The sequence below is a fragment of the Allobosea sp. UC22_33 genome (assembly GCF_042700715.1).
Lineage (GTDB): Bacteria > Pseudomonadota > Alphaproteobacteria > Rhizobiales > Beijerinckiaceae > Allobosea.
The window spans coordinates 2,784,269-2,800,275 of record NZ_CP170556.1 but is presented as its reverse complement, the minus strand read 5'-3'; the positions used below and the strand labels follow the sequence as shown (position 1 = coordinate 2,800,275).

The window sequence follows — 16,007 nt, the reverse complement described above, 5'->3', positions numbered from 1 at the left end:
ATCGCCCTCATGACCCGGCGCGCTCGGGCGCGAGATGACCGTCGAAGCGGCCGGTGAGCAGGCCGGCGAAGAGATAGGGATCGGGCAAGGCGTGGCCGGTCAGGGCGAGCGGCTCGAAATTCGGGCCGCCGACGGTCCAAAAATAGCACGCATGGGCATAGGCGCGGGCATGGTCCTCGACGCGCAGGGCCGCCAGCCGCTCGGGGAATCCGGAGCCGATCGCGGCGCTGACGATGGTGCCGTCGGCGAGCCGAACCATGTCCCGCGGTGGCGCGGCGAGGTGATGGTCATTGGGCAGGGGCAGGGCGCTCAGCCGCTGCGCCACGGCCTCGTAGCTCGCTTGCGGCTCCAACGCCTGCAACAGGAAATCCTCGATCGCCTCGAACCATGTGTCCTGAGGGTCGAGCTCCGGCGGCGGGATCGCGGCGCCCGAGCTGGCGGCAGCGAAGACGGTCAGCGGGAAATAGCGGCCGACGCCGTCGACGGAGGGCATGAAGGCGCCCGCCACCGTCTGCCCGCCATGGCCGCCGCCCAGCCAGAAGCGCCAGATCGGGGCGTTGAGATAGGCCTCCTGCCAGCGGTTGCCGAGTTCGAGCCGGCTCGCCGTTAGCCCGCCCTGCAGCCACTTTTCATACACCGCGAGGAAGCCGGAGGGGGCGTTCAGCGCGATGAAGTCGCGCTTGGCCGGGAGCTTGCCGAAGAGGCCGCAGGGCACGGGGTCATATTCCCGAAGGGCAGCGGATTTCCCGCAGTGCCGGCAGGATCAAGGGGTTCTTGAGCGAGCCGACGCCGAAGGAATAGCCGACCTGCCGGCCACCGGCGTTAAGGTTGAAGCCGACATTGTCGCCCTGTTTCAGCACCGAGCCGGCATCGAGCAGGCGGAAGAAGGACCAGGTGCCCTCCTTCTCGAAGAGCTTGGCCTCGCCGCCCTGCGCACCGCCGCCGCCCTGCTGGCCGGAGGAGAAGAAGCCGCCGCTGAACATGCCGCCGGAAGCGTTGCCGCCGCCGCCGCCGAGTGTCAGCGTCACCGCCGTCTTGCCGACGCCGCCGCCCGGCCACATCACCGGGGTCGGCGTGTTGACGCCCTGCTGGCTCGTCACGGTGAAGCCGTTGATCTCCAGCTTGGCATTGGCGGCATCGGCCGAGAGCGCGGTCGGGGTCACCACCATCTGGAAGGAGGGCAGGTTGCCGCCGGTCGGGAAGAAGGCCTCCTTGATCTCGCTGGCGCGCTGGAACTCGCGCAGCGTCGTCGGCGAGAGGGCGCGGGCGACGCGGCTGTCGACGCGCCAGTTCCATTGCGGCTTCGAGGTATCGACGAAGGGCTCCAGACGCTCCTTGTAGAACTTGTCCATGATCTGGCCGGGCGCGAAAAGCCGGGCGAAATCGGCGAGCGGCACGTCGCGGGCGCTGGCCCTGGTGAAGGGATAGCGGTTGTTCATCACCTCGGTGCAGACGCGGGTGACCTGCTCGGCCAGCGCCTGCCGCAGCAGGGCGACCGTCGCGCCGGTGGCGTCGCCTTCGAAATCATTGACCGCCTGGATCACCATGCCGTCGAAGGGGGCGGGGTAGCGCGAGGAATTGGCGCGCAAGGTCGCGATCAGCGGGACCAGCGCTGCATTCGCCGCCGCCGACTGGGCCGGGTTTGTCGCGGCGGTGGCGAGGTTCTGGTTGATCTCCGAGAAGGTCTGCAGAAGCTGGTCCACGGGCCGGCGGCCGAGATCGCCGTCGACGAGGACGTGGAACGGCTTGAACTGGCTCTCGATATCGGCGCCGAGCGCGGTGTCGGCCCCGCCGCCCGCGAGGATGCGGTCGACGCCGGGCGCGGCCAGCGGCAGATTGGCCCCGAGGCGGCTCAGTGCATTGCTCGCGCGCCGGGCCAGCGTATCGGCAGCAGCTTGGGCTGCTGCCTGGGTGACCGCCTTTTTTGCGTCGGGGCGTTCCTTGGTGAGCTGCGTCTCGTCGCGGAGTGCTTCCAGCACCTGCTTGAAGGGGGAGGTTGCGGCGCTGATCGCGCTGAGTGCGACATAACGCGGCTTGTCGGCATTGAGCGGCCGGAGCTTCAGGCGCTTCAGCATGCGCTGCCAGCTCGCGGCATAGTCGCGGCTGTAGAGCTTCATCAGGTCGGGGAAGAGCGTGGCGTATTGAGCGGTGATCGCCTGCTGGTCGAGGTTTTCGCCGAGTACCCAGCGTTCGCGCTCGATCTGGTCGCCGATATCGCCGAGCTTGGCGATGAAGGCGTTCTGGAAGCCCTCATAGGTGTAGAAATAGGGCACGCGGATCTGGTCGAGATCCTCGCCGGTGACGCCTTCGAAGACGAGGCGGACATCGGAGCCGCCGCGCTGGGACATGACCCAGTCCTTCTGGCTTTCGCTGCGGGATTGCGTGCGCAGCAGCTCATAGGCGCGCTCGGCGATGCTGAGGCGGCGCAGCGTGCGCTGGCTCTGTTCGATCAGCGACTGGTTGAGCTTGACGATCGGCTCGCCCGTGCCCTCGTCGAGATCGAGCATGGCGGCGAGATGCTCCTCCAGCGCTTCGCGGCCCTTGGCATTGGCCGGGCCGGGGAAGAGGTTCTCGGCCCAGTCCAGCCGCATCCAGGAAGTCACGAGCTCGCGGTCCAGCTTCGCCTGGCCGCCGACCATCATATAGACCTTGAGCGCTTCGTAGACGAAGCCGGGATTATTGGCGTTGGCCTCGAGCTGCTCTTCGAGCCGGAAAATGATGCGCGAGCGCAGCATCCGCTCCAGCGCCTGCTGGTAGGTGATCTCGGTCGCGTTCTGCAAGCGATCGCGCTGGCTGAGGCCGAAGGTCGCGAGCGTCGGCGTCGGCTCGCTCTTCGTCGCGTAGCCGGCGGGCATGTTCCGGAGCTTGTGCAGCAGCGGCAGGACGCGGCTGAAATTGCGGTCGGAGATCGTGGTTTCCTGCAGCACGGGGGCTGCGGCGCTGCGATAGTCGGAAAGCCCATAATTGGTCGCGGTGATCAGGTCGCTATTACGCGAGAAACTCGTCCACCACAGGCCCAGCGCGGCGAGCGACAGCAGCGCGACCGTCGCGAAGCCGGCGATGCGCAGGGCGGTCGTGCGTCGCGCGGCGCCGAGATCGGTCGATACCCAGCCGGATTCGCCGATCACGACCTTCTGGACAAGCTCGGTCAGGAAATAGCTCTTGCCCTTGCCGGAGAAGGAAGCCGCGCCGGCATGGTCCGAGCCGAAATTGCGCGAGAGCGCGCCGATCAATTGATCGATCGGGGTGCCTTCTTGCGTGCCGGAGGTGAAATAGAAGCCGCGCAAAGTCGCATTGGCGTGGTAGCGCGTCGGCTCGAAGACGCGGGTCAGGAAATCGACGATCGAACGCTTCAGCGTCGCCATCTGGCTGGGGAAGCCGAAGATCTGGGCGCGCGCGGTCGGGTTGTGCTCGTCCTGCAAACGATCGGGCAGGCGCTCGTTCAGCCGCTCGATCAGCGCGTCATATTCCGGCGGCACGTCGCCGATCATGTTGCGGGTCTTGTCGGCGGTCTGGAAGGTGTGGCCCCAGACCATGCGCCGCTGCGGCTCGGTCAACTGACCGAAGAACTCGTTGAAGCCGGCGATGAGGTCGGCCTTGGTGAAGATCGCATAGACCGGGAAATCGACCTTCAGCCGCTCGTGCAGCTCGAGCAGGCGGGCGCGGATCGCGTCGGCATGGGCGGCGATCTCTTCGGCTGAGGAGGTCAGCAGGTCCTCGACGCTGATCGCGACGAGCACGCCGTTGATCGGCTGGCGCGGACGGTTGGTCTTGAGCAGGTCGAGGAAGGCAAACCAGCTCGATTTCTCGGCCCTGGTGTCGGTGTCCTGCGTGGTGTAGCGGCCGGCGGTGTCGATCAGCACCGCATCCTCGGCGAACCACCAGTCGCAATAGCGCGTGCCGCCGGAGCCGGCGACGGCGGCGGGCGTCGCGCCGCGTGCGAGCGGGAATTTCAGGCCGGAATTGACCAGCGCCGTGGTCTTGCCGGCGCCGGGCGGGCCGATGATCACATACCAGGGCAGGTCGTAGAGATAGTCGCCGCCCTTGCCGCGCGCGCTTTTCAGCGTCGCGAGCGCGTCCTTCATGGCGCTGGAAAGGGCGGCGCCGTCGCCGGTCGCCTCTTCCTTCTCCAACGCCTCGGTGAGCGCAGCGGTCGCCTTGCGGCGGCGGATGACGATGAAGGCGATCCAGCCGAGCGCGCCGACGAGGAAGAGCAGGGCAATGGGCAGGCGGACCCAGACGGATTCGAACGGCCGGACCTCGCCGAAGGCGACGAAGGGGCTGCCGAACCAGATCAGCGCGGCGAGCGCGAGCGCGCCGATCAGGATCGCGAGGATGCGCAGCCAGGTGGCGAGATTCATAGCTTCGCCCTCCTAGTTCTGCCGCTGGATCAGGATTTCGACGCGCCGGTTCTGGGCGCGCCCATCGGCGGTATTGTTGGGGGCGATCGGCGTATCGGCGCCCTTGCCCTCGAAGCTGATCCGGTCCGGCTTGCTGAGCTTGGCCTTCAGGCCGTCGCCGACCGCCTTGGCGCGCGCCTGCGAGAGTTCGACATTGGACGGGAAACGGGCGGTGCGGATCGGCACGTTGTCGGTATGGCCGACGACCTTGATCGCGCCGCCCTCCTGCTCCAGCACGGCGGCGATGCGGTCGATCAGCGGCTGGAACTCGGCGCGCACGGCGGCCTGGCCGGGCTCGAACAGGGTGATGCCGACGAGGCGGACGATGACGACATTCGGCGTCACCAGGCAGACGATCGGCGGCTGCACGGCGGCGCAGACCTTGGGCGGCTGCGGCGGAGGCGGGGGAGGCGGCGGCGGGGCCGAGAAGACCTTGCGCATGATGCCGATCTCGCCCTTAGGATGGACCGAGAGCAGCGCAGTCGAGGCCGCCTCCGCATTGCCGGCGAGCAGGGCGCGGAAGACGAAATAGACGCCGAGCAGGGCAACCGCCGCGATCGCTGCGACCGACCAGACCGGGATCTTGAAGCCGGCGAGGGCCTGCGCGATCGCTTGTCCGCGCCAGCGTGGCGAGAGCTCGGGATCGGGCTGTTTCACCCGGCGCAGCGTTTCGAACAGGTTGCGCTGGATCATCTGGAGATTGTTGGCGCCACCGGCAGACGTCCGGTGGATGCCCTGGAAGCCGAGCGCGAGGCAGGCATGCATCAGTTCGAGCAGGTCGTAATTGACCGACGGGTCGGCCTTTGCCTTGTCCAGCATCTCGAAGAAGCGCACGCCGCCGATGCGCTCGCCGAAGAAGCGCGAGAGCATGCTGTATTGGGTCCAGACATGGCGGTCGTCGCCGGGGATGTTCTGGACGATGTCGTCGGCGCTGGCAGCGATGACGTATTTCGCGGTCTGCGCGGTTTCGTGCGAGACGCCGGCAGCGCGGACCTCATGCTCGAAGGCCTCGATGGATTCGCCGACCTGGCCGAGAAGCTGGGCGAAGGGCGCGTTGGAGAGGTTGGCGCGCATCCGCCCGAGCAGGAGCAGGAGCGGACCCGCGGCGCGCAGAAGCGGGTTGGCGTTCGGCGTCAGGAGTTGGTCGCGGCGCGGCAGGGCCTGGCCGCCGCCGCCCGAAGGCGGCGCCTGCCGCTGTTGCGGGATCGGTGTGGGCTGCGACATCCACTCGTCACCGGTGCCGGGCACGCCGGGCGAGGGCACTTGCGGTGGCTGATAGGGCTGGGGCGCCTGCGGTGCGGCCGGTGCCGGGGTGGCGGGAGCGGGCGGCAGGGGCGCGCGGCGCCCACCAGGGTTCGGCCTGATGATCGTGCGTTCGGAGCGGCCGAACGGATCTGAGGGCGAACCCGGATCGCTCATCGCCTGCCCTCCAGAACGGCCCAGAGCTCGAAGCTCGAGATCGGGCCAGTCACCGGAAAAATGCATGCCGATCGAACTCGCCGTCGAGAATTCCGGCCAGAGCGGCGAGGTGCGGTCGAGATAGAAATAGACATGATCCGTCAGTGCGCGGATCTGCGGTGGCGGCGTCGGCAGGTGGACGAGATTGATGCCCGGTAGATGGGCATGGACGATCTCGTTCATCTTGGTATTGGGGCCGACCTTGAAGAGCTGCGGGAACTGCGCCTGGATCTCGGTCAGCGGGCGGCGGGCGGCGACTTCCAGCACCAGTGTCGCGTTGCGCACGAGGCTGCGGTCGCGGATCGTCGACATGAAGGCGTTCTGCGCCCGCTCGACGATCTCCAGCCGGATCGCCCGGCGGCCGAGATTGGCCGAGAGGAAGTCCTGGATGTCGCGCACCACCGGGGCGAAGCAGTTTTCCAGGTCGTCATGATCGTAGGCCGGGTAGTCGCGGGCGCGACGCTCGGCGGTGGTGAAGGTGGCGAGTTCGCCGGCCAGTGCGAGGAAGGCCGAGAACAGCCGCTCGGGATGGACGAAGCGCGAGCGGCGCATGTGCTTGAGCACAGGGATGCTGCGGTTGAGGAGCTGGAGCACGAAATAGTCCGCGCTCTGCAGGCCGCCGCCGGCCGTCGGATCGGCGGCGTAACGGGCGAGCTCCTCCAGCTTGTTGTCGATCCAGCCAATGACGCGGTCGAGCCAGCCCTCGATCACCGGATAGGCCGAGCAGACCAGCACGGGCGGGGCGAATTTCTCGTCGAACAGGATGGCGCGGTCGCGCACTTCGAGAATGCGGCCGAGCGCCAGGCCGACATAGCCGGCCTTGGAGGTCTTGCGCAGCTCCAGCGTCAGGCGCGGGTGGGCGACGTCGATCTCTTCTTCCGTGCGCAGCGACGCGGTGGAATCGATCAGCATCTCGTTCGCCGGGACATAGCGGCTGGCCGAGCCGTTCAGCGTGTCCTCGACCTCGCGCGTATTGGCGGCGGCGAGCGGCAGCGAGAGCCAGACGATCTGGCCTGCGGCGTTCTCCGGGACCTCGATCGCGGCCGGGAGCGGGCTGTTGTCGGGCAGCGCGAAAGGCGTGCCGTCCGGCATCACGCCGACGGCGCGGCGCAGGCCGATGCGGCTCTGCTGGGCGAGGTCGCGGTCGATCTCCAGCACCGAAAAGCCCCATGGATAGGGCGTGACGTTCCTGACGCGGCTTTCCAGCAGGTTTTCGAGATAGCGGTCGCTCTGCTGGAAGTGGTGCGGCCTGAGAAACAGTCCTTCCGACCAGACGACCTTGCTGTACCACGACATTCCGGTCTCGCTCACTCGAAGGCAGGCGGGCTGAGCTTATACGGGCCTTGCCCAAGCGTCACCAAACGAATGCTAGCGCTCCGCGCGCGCGTCGCCGTCATTGACTTGAAGGATGCGGCGGGGTGATTTTCGCGGCAGTCCTGAGAGGAACGAGTCCGTTCGAGCAGGGGAGGCCCGCATGCCCAAGGGACCGGCCGCACGCGTCATGGACCCGGTGCTGCATCCGCTGCCCGGCATGCTCCAGCCCGGGCCGGGCAGCCTGAACGTGATCATCGGCGGCATGCCGGCCTGGCGCGGTGTGCCAGCCGCGGCCGCCGCCGCGCTTCAAGCCGCGAAGGCCACCTCCGACGCGACCCTTCAGGCGGCGCAGGCTGCGACATTGGCGGCTGCCGGAACGCCCGGCGCGCCCGCCGCCAAGGCGGCGGAAGAGGCGGCGAAGACGGCGGCGCTCTCCGCCATGAGCTCGGCGATCACCGGCGGAGCGGGCGGGGCGGACATCCATAACTGCCTGACATTGATGCCGCCGCAGCCGCATGGGCCTGGCGTGGTGATCGACGGCTCGCAGACCGTGCTGATCAACAACCTGCCGGCCTGCCGGGTCGGCGACACGATCCTCGAGGCACTGGGGCCACCCAACAAGATCATCATGGGGTTGCCGACCGTGATCATCGGCGGCTGATTGCAGATTGATTCAGGAAACCGGCGGAAGCCGCTGAGGCTGAATCGTTTTCTCGTTGGCGGAGTGCCATGGGCAAGGGCAGGCGGACGGTCCCGGATCGGGCGGAGGCGAAGATCGAGCGCTTTCGCCACAAGATCGTGCAACGCCTGTCCTCGGACCAGCGGCGGGCGAAGAACCATGGGCTTGCCCGCAACGGGCGCGTCGCCGAGACGCTCTGCTTCATGGCGCTGATCCGCGATCCCGCGCGACGCAAGCGCCCGATCCTGCCGGTGCCGAACGTGAGCTGCACGGCGGCGGTGCGCCAGTTCTTCCGGGCCGACGATGGCGAGCAGGCGGCGCATCTGCTACCCGGCCAGATCTCGATCGACGGCGCCTTTCCCTGGCTGTTCCTTGCGGGACCGGCGGCGCGGCAGCTCGAAAACCTCTTCGGCTATGTCGAGCCGCTGCGGGCCGACTACAACAAGGCCGATTCCGCCGCAGAGGCGAACGGGCTGACCGATGCCTTCGCCGATGCCTGCCGGAGGGTGCTGACCAGCAAGGGAGAACCTGCGGCCGATATCGTCGCGGCCTATGAGCAGGTCTGGCAGCCGGGCGCGCTTGCCGCCTTCGCGGCGGCCGAGGCACAGAAGCGCAGCAAGCCGACCCCGCCGCCGCTCGAGCGCGGTGTCGGCCTGGAATACGGCATGATCCTGAATTTCGAGGAGCGGATGGCCGCCTTCGAGGACGACTCGATCTGGGCGACCTACGAGCAGCTCAGCATCCTCGGCTATTACAAGGCCGCGATGGACGAGACGCCGCGCCAGCTCCAATTGCGCGCCATCCGGGAGATCCTGGCGCTGCCGCCGGCTTGACCGGGCAGGATTGGCGGGCCAAGCCGGCCCTTCCATTTCTCCTGCGACAGGACGTAAAGCCCATGACCATCGAACGCATCGGACTGGCCGCCCGCTACTGCGACGCCGCCATCTTCAACGGCATCGTCTTCCTCGCCGGCCATGTCGCGGAGAAGACCGAGGGCGCCTCGCTGACCGAGCAGACCGAGGAGGTGCTGGCGCTGCTGGAAGACACGCTGGCGCAGGCCGGCAGCCGCAAGGAGCGCATCCTCAGCGTCCAGATCTTCCTCACCGATATCAGCAAGATCGGCGAGATGAACGCAGTCTGGGACAAGTGGGTGGCCAAGGGCCATTCCCCGGCCCGCGCGACCGTCGAGGCGAAGCTGGCTTCGCCCGGCTACGCCATCGAGATCACCGCGGTGGCGGCGAAGGGCTGAGCCCAGCCCGCTCGACGCTGATCCAGCAGTGTCATCCCGGGCGCAGCGAAGCGAAGACCCGGGATCCATGCCTGAGCCTCTCCCATGAATGTTCCGGCATGGATCCCGGATCGGCGCGGCTTTGCCGCTTGTCCGGGATGACATCCTGAGAGGAGAGTTTGGCTATTTCCCGCCGCGGTCGTAGCACTCGGCGAAATAGATCATGAAGGCGTCGACGAGGCCGTTCTCGTAAGGCGCGGTCTTGGCGTCCCAGCGCGCGACATAGGCCTCCCACATCTTGGCCTTGCGTGAGCCGATCAGGCCGCCGAGACCGCCATCCTGCGCCGTCGCCTCGTTGATCGCCTGCGGATCGAGATCCTCGACCAACATCTTCAAGGCGTGCTGCATGGCCGAGTATGTCTTGATCTGGTGGGCCTTCAGGTCGCGGAAGCTTTCGTCGAAGGCGCGCTTGGCGTCGAGATAGCCGCTGCGCGGCTGGCCGAAGATCAATTGCAGGGCGTCGTCGACCGTCGGCGAGAATTTCAGCGGGTTGTTGTCCTGCGCCTGGATCATCGTCTGGCTGGTGCTGCGGGCGATGCGCTTGCTCTCCGCGCGGGCGGCGAGCAGGCTTTTCAATTCCTCGGCGATCAGCCGCATCAGGCCGCCGAGCTGCTCGGCGAAAGCGCCAGGGTCCTGCGTCGCCAGTGCCTGCGGCGAGACGCCGGCGCCCTTGGCGAAGCGCTGCATGAACTCACCCATCGAGATCGGCGTGGGGGCACCCGCCCGCGCCACGAGCTCCGCAGGGAAGGCAGGGACAGGAGGAGTGAGGGCCGGCGTGGACGCAAGGGGCGGTTCGGCCGGCATCTCCGGCGGAACCGCATCCTCAGCGGGCTCGTCCCACGGGTTGGCGCCTGATGGCGTGCTTGCGGGCGGGCGGCGCGGGGTCGGAATCGCCACGACCGGCTCTTCCGGCGGGAGAGGCTGCGGCTGGAGCGGCGCCCAGGCGAATTCATCGGTGCGCGGGGGAGGGGGCGCCCAATCCTGTGTAGGCGGCGGCGCCGGCGCGGCATTCGGGGCGGGGATATCGGCCGCCCAGTCGATGAAGCCGGCATGAACCGGCCTGGCATGGCTTGGCGGCATCAGGTCGCGGCGGGGTATCGGCGGGGCGGCTTCCTCGCTCGGCGCCCACAGCGAGTCCGGCTGGGCTGCGTAGGGCGGAGGGGGTGGGGCGGCGCTCGATGTCTGCCCGGCTTCGTCGTCGATGGCGACGGCGATGATGTAATGGCCGATCTCCAGCCGGTCGCCGCTCTGGAGCCGGTAGGGCGACTGCACGCGATGCTCGCCGCCATTGACGAAGGTGCCGTTGGTCGAGATGTCGCGCAGCCACCAGCCGCCGTCACGGAAGCGGATCTCGCAGTGGCGGCCGGAGACGGCGCGTGTGGGATCGGGCAGGGCCCAGTCCAGGTGCTGGTCGCGGCCGATATCGAGGCCGCGCCCGCCGCTGGTGGTGACGCTGAGCGGGCCGCCGTCGGGCAGAGAGGTTTCGTTCTCGATCGTCAGTGTCAGCGCCATCGCGGATATCCCGTTACGGCCCGAGCGGAAGGATCAGCGCTTGCCGGCATCGTCTTCAGCCAAACGAATGCATGCTTCGACGCAGGCGCGCAATGCGCCGTCGCGCTCGCGGGCCGGCAGGCGGTTGATCGCATTGAGCACCGCGATCCGGGCCATCTTGGCGGTCAGATCCGGCGGCGTGGGGATGGGGTGGCTTTCCGACATGCTGCCGCCGGAATAGCCGGCCGCCCAGGCGACGAAGGTGCCGGGTCTTGCGCTGTCGCCCACCTGAGCCAGCCGCAGCGCCGCGAATCTGGTCTTGTCGCCGGGCTCGCGCACCCAGGCTTCCGCAGCATCGAGGCCCGGGTCCTGCGTGCCGGGCGGCTGCATCGATCGGACTGCCTGCAAAGCCCACCACACCGTCTCGCGCCGCGGCAAGAGGAAGGCGCAAAAGCCGGCAGCCTCCGTCGGCGCCGGGCCCCTGACGAGGCGGCCGAGGAAGGCCAGCGGCGGCTCCGTGCTCGGCGCCATCGTCACGGCCTGATAGGCCGCTGGGTAGGTCTCGAACACTTCGCGGGCGGTGCTGAAGCGCAGGCGTGACATGGAGGCTCCGGCCGTTCGGTCGCTATCGGTCTGTGCGGTCAGTTGATGTTCACCATCGACGCCTTGATGGTGAGGATGCCGTCGCTCTTCACCTCCGTCAGCGCCTGGCTATGGATCGTGATCTTCGGCGATGTGATCTCGATGCTGCCGGGCGTCATCGTGATCTTGCTCTCGCCGACCTTGAGATTGATCTCCCGGAGCGCCTCGATGTCGAGCTTGCCGTTCTGCACGTCGAGCTTGTCGTCGCCCTTCTTCAGCGTGGTCTCGCGCGAATAGCCCGCGCCGTCGTAGCGCTCGCCGATATCGCGGGTCTCGATGTTGTTGACCGTGATCTTGTGGTCCTTCTCGGTCCGGATCTCCAGGACCTCCTGATCCTTGCGGTCCTCGAACTTGATCTCGTTATAGGTGTCGGAGAAGCCGGCGCCGTCGGTCGATTCCGATTTGAGGCCGGACTGGGTCTTGTTCGCCGGCAGGTCGTAGGGCGGCTTGTGCTGGTCGTTGACCACAGCGCCGACCACCAGCGGCAGGTCCGGGTTGCCCTCGATATATTCGACGATCACCTCCTGGCCGATGCGGGGGATGATCTGCCCGCCCCAGCCCTTGCCGGCCCACATCTGCGCGACGCGGGTGCGGCAGGAGGTCGAGCCGTCCTCGCGGTCCCAATGGAAGCGCAGCCAGATGCGGCCGTATTCGTCGACGTCGATATCGCCTTCCTCGCCCTTGTTCTTCTCGCCGACGACCTTGGCGGTATGCGGCCCGTAGACGGTCGGGCGGGGCGTCACGATCGGCGCGCGGAAGCGCTTGTCGCTTTTCTGGAGCTCGTAGGAACCGTGATAGAGCGCCTCGTCCCGGCGGCCGGACGAGCGGTAGCTCTGGATGCCATAGGCATGGGTGGCTCTGACGACGATGTACTCGCCGTTCTCGGCGCCGGTCGGGTGGTCGATGAGCTTCATCAGTGCGCCGGGATAGAGGCTCGCGGCGTCGCCGCCGGCATAGCGGCGGTCGTCCTGCGCCTGCTCGGCCTGCGCCATCACGCGGGCGAAATGCTCGCCCTGGTCGCGCTTGGTGTAGGCGGCCGGATAGTCGTAGGCCTCGTAGGACTTGGCCTTCGGAAACCCCTCCTCGGCGCGGGCGGTAAGGTCGGATTCCGATTTCTCGAAATCATAGTCCTTGAGCTCGAACTTGCCGGTGCGGAGGCGGCGGATCGTCGACCAGTGGGTCAGATGCTCGACGGCGCTGCGCGGGAAGCGGTTGCCCTGGGGCACGAAGGCGTAGCCGGAGGCATCGCCCTGGAAGCTCGGCTCGGCCGCCGCCTGGACCTGGTCATGGGCGGAGCGGGAATCGCAGAGCACGAGCTTGTGGTCGCCGTCGCTGTGCTTGAAATAGTAGTAGATGCCGTATTGCTCCATCAGGCGCAGCACGAAATCGAGGTCGGTCTCGCGATACTGCACGCAGTAGTCGATCGGCTGGAGCGTCTCGCTGGTTCGATCGTCGAAGCTCGCCGACCCCTCCTTCTTGAAGATCTCCTTGATGATGTCGATCGCGGTCTTGTTCTTGAAGATCCGGCAGTCGGCCCGCTGCGAGAGCAGCCAGAGCCAGGGCTTGAGCGTGAAGCGGTAGATATAGAGATCGTCCTGCTTGCCGAGCCATTGCGCGTCGACCAGCGTGCCGTTCAAAACGCGCTCGCTCTTGTTCTTGAGCGTGAACTTGATCGCGCATTTCTCGCTCATGGTGCTTTGCAGGTCGGCATTCTCAGTCTTGCTGGCCGCTTCGACATTATAAGTAAATAATTCGCTCAAAGCTTCGCTGGCTTCGAACTTGATAATAGAAAATTCGTCTTTTCCCTTTGGTGTAGAGAAAGACGCGGTGCTATTGTCTTGCCTAAGGGCGGGGGGCATCAACTGAACCTTTCGATTCGTGCTGCTATTTTTATCTTGACGTAGATGATTTCTGGAGTCATCCTTCCGTCCCTAAGTCATTAACTGCCAGACGGCGAAATCCAGCGGGAGTGTTCCCATGCGCAAGCAGCCCGGCCTCACTGCCTTTGTCGCCCTGACCGGCGCTTTGGTTCTCACCATGGCGAACGCGGGAGCGCAGACCTACAAGGCCGACGACATCGTCAAGCATTTCGGGCCGGCCGTGGCGCCCAAGCCCGCCATCACGCGCGGCCTCTGCGTCGGCACGGAAGCCGAATGCGCCAGGGCGGGGCAGGTGGTCGAGCCGGCCAAGCCGGTCAGCGCCTTCGACCTCGTCGTGAAATTCAAATACAATTCCGACGAGCTGGAGCCCGAGGCCAAGCTCAATCTCGACGAGTTCGCCAAGGCGCTGAAGACGCCGCAGCTCGCGAAGCAGACCTTCATGGTCGAGGGGCATACGGACGCCGCCGGCAGCGCATCCTACAATCTCAACCTGTCGCAGCGCCGCGCCCAGGCCGTGGTGCGCTATCTCGGCGGGCACGGCGTCAAGGCCTCCAATCTGGTGGCCAAGGGCTACGGGCAGAGCAAGCCGATCGCGTCCGATCCGCTCTCCGGCGACAACCGCCGGGTGGAGACCCGCCTGCGCACCGAATGAAACATGAGACGAAACGGTCGCGGCGATCCCGGCCGTGACCGGACCGCCGCTTCTGTGAGCGGGGAGAGCGATGGCCGGCCTGAATTTCGCCGAACTGACGAAGCCGGCCTCGGCCGACGAGCCCTGCGGGCCGGATCTCGAGGACGATCTCGATTTCATGAATGCCACGGCGCGGCTCGAGGTCGCGCTGCCGGTCTCGTATTTCCGCCGCGACGACGACGGGCGGCAGATCGCCTTCGACCGGACGAGCATCGAGTTCCCCGCCGCCTTCGCCGATCTCGGCAAGCTGCTGGAGCGCTCGCGCGACCTGCGGCTCTTCGTGCTCGCGGCGAAGCTGACGATCCTCAACCGCGACGTTCCCGGATTTACCGCCAGCCTCTCAGCCATGGCCGATCTCCTCGGCAGCTACTGGGAGGAGATGCATCCCCGCGCGATGGACGGCGATTTCGTGATGCGCGAGGTCGCGCTGCAGGGGCTCGACGAACTGGCGACGGTGGTGCTGCCGCTGCAGCATGCGCCCCTCTTCGTCAGCCGGCGGATCGGGCCATTCATGTTCCGCAGCCAGCTCGTCGCGAGCGGCGAGACCAAGCTGGTCGAGGGCGAGCAGCACCCCGACGCGAGCACGATCCAGGCGGCGCTGGGCGAGGTCGAGGTCGATGATCTCGTCGCGGTTCTCGGGCAGGTGAACGCGGCGCGTGATGCGCTCGCGCGCCTGCGGACGATCTGGCTGGAGAAGGTCGGTGTCGATCATCCCCTCGGCTTTCCGCGCCTGGCGACGCTGCTGGACCAGATCGCCGCCTTCCTCGACGCCGCGGTCGCACGGCGCGTCCCGGGCCATCAGGCGTCGGGGCCGGAGCCCGTGGCGACCGGCCCGCAGGGATCGGCAGCAAACACCGCAACCTTCAGTCCCGGCAGCGTTTCGAGCATCCTCCATGTGAAGGATACGCTCTCTGCCTGCCTCGGCTACTTTCGCAAAACCGAGCCTTCGAGCCCGGCCGTCCTGCTGATCGGGCAGGCGCAGCAGCTGATCGGAAAGTCGTTGATCGAGGTCATCCAGATCATGTTCCCCGACCAGGTGGACAAGGCGGTCTTCGAGATCGGCGAGCAGCGCCGGTTCCGTTTGCCGCTCGAGCGGCTGCCGGCGCCCGACGGCTACGAGGCGGAGAGCGAATACGAAACGAGCAGCGACACGGACGAGAGCTACGGCGACAGCGCGGACGAGGCCGGGGACGGCTACGACGGCGATGCCGAGGCGAGCGAGGAGGCTTCCGACGGGAGCGATAGCGAGGAGCTTGCTGTGGAGGTGGTCGAGGCCGTCTCCGCGCCGGTAGTTTCCGTGTCGTCCGCGATCGTGATCGGCAGCCGTGCGGACGCGGTCGGCGCGATGAGGGCGGTCGCCGCCTTCTATCGCCAGGCCGAACCCTCGCACCCGACGCCGCTCCTGATGGACAAGGCCTGTGCTCTGGCGCAGCATGATTTCATGTCGCTTCTCGGCAACATCCTGCCAGATGTCGTGCCGGTTCCGGAGGTCGACAGCTAGGGAAGTTATTCGTCATCGCCTTGAACCTCCCGTCACGCTTACGCGACTATATCGATGACGGGTGAAAACGGATAGGATGTCACGTTACGTCGGCGTGGCACGAATGCAGAGGGGCACGTCACATGGCCGGAGATTCTGGACAGAAGTTCATCCGCCGCAACAGGCCGCCTAGGGTCCATATCACCTATGAGGACCCGTACAACGCGGAGCAGAAGGTCGAGCTGCCTTTCGTCATGGGCGTCATGGCCGATCTCTCCGGCAACGCCTCGGCGGTCGAGAAGAGCGAGATCTCGCAGCGCAAGTTCCTCGACTTCGATATGGACAATTTCGATCAGCGCATGGCCGCGATCGAGCCGGCCGTGTCCTTCAACGTGCCAAACAAGCTGGGCGAGGACAGCAGCGAGAAGCTCTCGGTGGCGCTGAAATTCTCCAAGTTCGAGGATTTCAACCCGGCTGCGATCGCCCGCCAGATTCCGGCGACGGCGAAGCTGCTGGAGGCGCGCGAGCAGCTCGCCAACCTCTTGCGCTACATGGACGGCAAGATGGCCGCGAGCGACCAGATCAAGGCGCTGCTGGCCGATCCCCAGCTGATGGCGGCGCTGAAGGACAGGCTCGGCAAGGGCGAGCCTTCCGAGGACAAGACGGCGAACTGAGGGCAGGGCA

The 16,007-nt window shown here is 66.9% G+C and carries 12 protein-coding genes and 1 pseudogene; 6 read left to right on the top strand and 7 right to left on the bottom strand.

Annotation, left to right across the window (positions count from 1 at the left end; all coding sequences use genetic code 11):
* Positions 1 to 7: 7 nt before the first annotated feature.
* The 4 genes and pseudogenes from tagF to tssK all read right to left on the bottom strand — a co-directional run bounded on the left by tagF (position 8) and on the right by tssK (position 7,154).
* Complete coding sequence (gene tagF / locus ACFJGT_RS13290) at positions 8 to 715, bottom strand: type VI secretion system-associated protein TagF (RefSeq protein ID WP_377838403.1); 708 nt, start codon at positions 713 to 715, stop codon at positions 8 to 10.
* A 4-nt stretch (positions 716 to 719) separates the two neighbouring features.
* A complete protein-coding gene (tssM, locus tag ACFJGT_RS13285) occupies positions 720 to 4,361 on the bottom strand; it encodes a type VI secretion system membrane subunit TssM (RefSeq protein ID WP_377838400.1) in 3,642 nt (1,213 codons plus the stop codon).
* Between the two features lie 12 nt (positions 4,362 to 4,373).
* Positions 4,374 to 5,624, bottom strand: a complete 1,251-nt coding sequence (gene tssL, locus ACFJGT_RS13280) for a type VI secretion system protein TssL, long form (RefSeq protein ID WP_377848979.1) — start codon at positions 5,622 to 5,624, stop codon at positions 4,374 to 4,376.
* 191 nt (positions 5,625 to 5,815) lie between these two features.
* Positions 5,816 to 7,154, bottom strand: a pseudogene (gene tssK / locus ACFJGT_RS13275) (type VI secretion system baseplate subunit TssK).
* Between the two features lie 178 nt (positions 7,155 to 7,332).
* On the opposite strand from tssK, the gene ACFJGT_RS13270 reads away from it, so the two are divergent.
* The 3 genes from ACFJGT_RS13270 to ACFJGT_RS13260 all read left to right on the top strand — a co-directional run bounded on the left by ACFJGT_RS13270 (position 7,333) and on the right by ACFJGT_RS13260 (position 9,100).
* A complete protein-coding gene (locus ACFJGT_RS13270; protein ID WP_377838397.1) occupies positions 7,333 to 7,833 on the top strand; it encodes a PAAR domain-containing protein in 501 nt (166 codons plus the stop codon).
* Positions 7,834 to 7,901: 68 nt separating this feature from the next.
* Complete coding sequence (locus ACFJGT_RS13265; RefSeq protein ID WP_377838394.1) at positions 7,902 to 8,684, top strand: hypothetical protein; 783 nt, start codon at positions 7,902 to 7,904, stop codon at positions 8,682 to 8,684.
* 62 nt (positions 8,685 to 8,746) lie between these two features.
* Positions 8,747 to 9,100: a RidA family protein gene (locus ACFJGT_RS13260; RefSeq protein ID WP_091861342.1), complete on the top strand. Its 354-nt coding sequence runs from the start codon at positions 8,747 to 8,749 to the stop codon at positions 9,098 to 9,100.
* Positions 9,101 to 9,262: 162 nt separating this feature from the next.
* On the opposite strand, the gene tagH is transcribed toward ACFJGT_RS13260, so the two are convergent.
* Genes tagH through ACFJGT_RS13245 form a run of 3 tightly spaced genes read right to left on the bottom strand, consistent with a single transcriptional unit; the run spans position 9,263 to position 13,131 of the window.
* A complete protein-coding gene (gene tagH, locus ACFJGT_RS13255) occupies positions 9,263 to 10,651 on the bottom strand; it encodes a type VI secretion system-associated FHA domain protein TagH (RefSeq protein ID WP_377838390.1) in 1,389 nt (462 codons plus the stop codon).
* Between the two features lie 33 nt (positions 10,652 to 10,684).
* A complete protein-coding gene (locus ACFJGT_RS13250; RefSeq protein WP_377838388.1) occupies positions 10,685 to 11,233 on the bottom strand; it encodes a DUF6931 family protein in 549 nt (182 codons plus the stop codon).
* Between the two features lie 38 nt (positions 11,234 to 11,271).
* The gene (locus ACFJGT_RS13245) at positions 11,272 to 13,131 is read right to left on the bottom strand and encodes a type VI secretion system Vgr family protein (protein ID WP_377838385.1); all 1,860 of its coding nucleotides are present in this window, start codon (positions 13,129 to 13,131) and stop codon (positions 11,272 to 11,274) included.
* Between the two features lie 118 nt (positions 13,132 to 13,249).
* Between ACFJGT_RS13245 and ACFJGT_RS13240 the strand changes: the two genes are divergently transcribed.
* From ACFJGT_RS13240 to tssB, 3 genes are all read left to right on the top strand, one after another.
* Entirely contained in the window at positions 13,250 to 13,804 is a 555-nt protein-coding gene (locus ACFJGT_RS13240; protein ID WP_377838383.1) for an OmpA family protein, read from the top strand.
* Positions 13,805 to 13,874: 70 nt separating this feature from the next.
* Positions 13,875 to 15,344, top strand: a complete 1,470-nt coding sequence (locus tag ACFJGT_RS13235; RefSeq protein ID WP_377838380.1) for a type VI secretion system ImpA family N-terminal domain-containing protein — start codon at positions 13,875 to 13,877, stop codon at positions 15,342 to 15,344.
* Between the two features lie 122 nt (positions 15,345 to 15,466).
* Positions 15,467 to 15,997: a type VI secretion system contractile sheath small subunit gene (tssB, locus tag ACFJGT_RS13230; RefSeq protein WP_377838378.1), complete on the top strand. Its 531-nt coding sequence runs from the start codon at positions 15,467 to 15,469 to the stop codon at positions 15,995 to 15,997.
* The last annotated feature ends 10 nt before the right edge of the window (positions 15,998 to 16,007 follow it).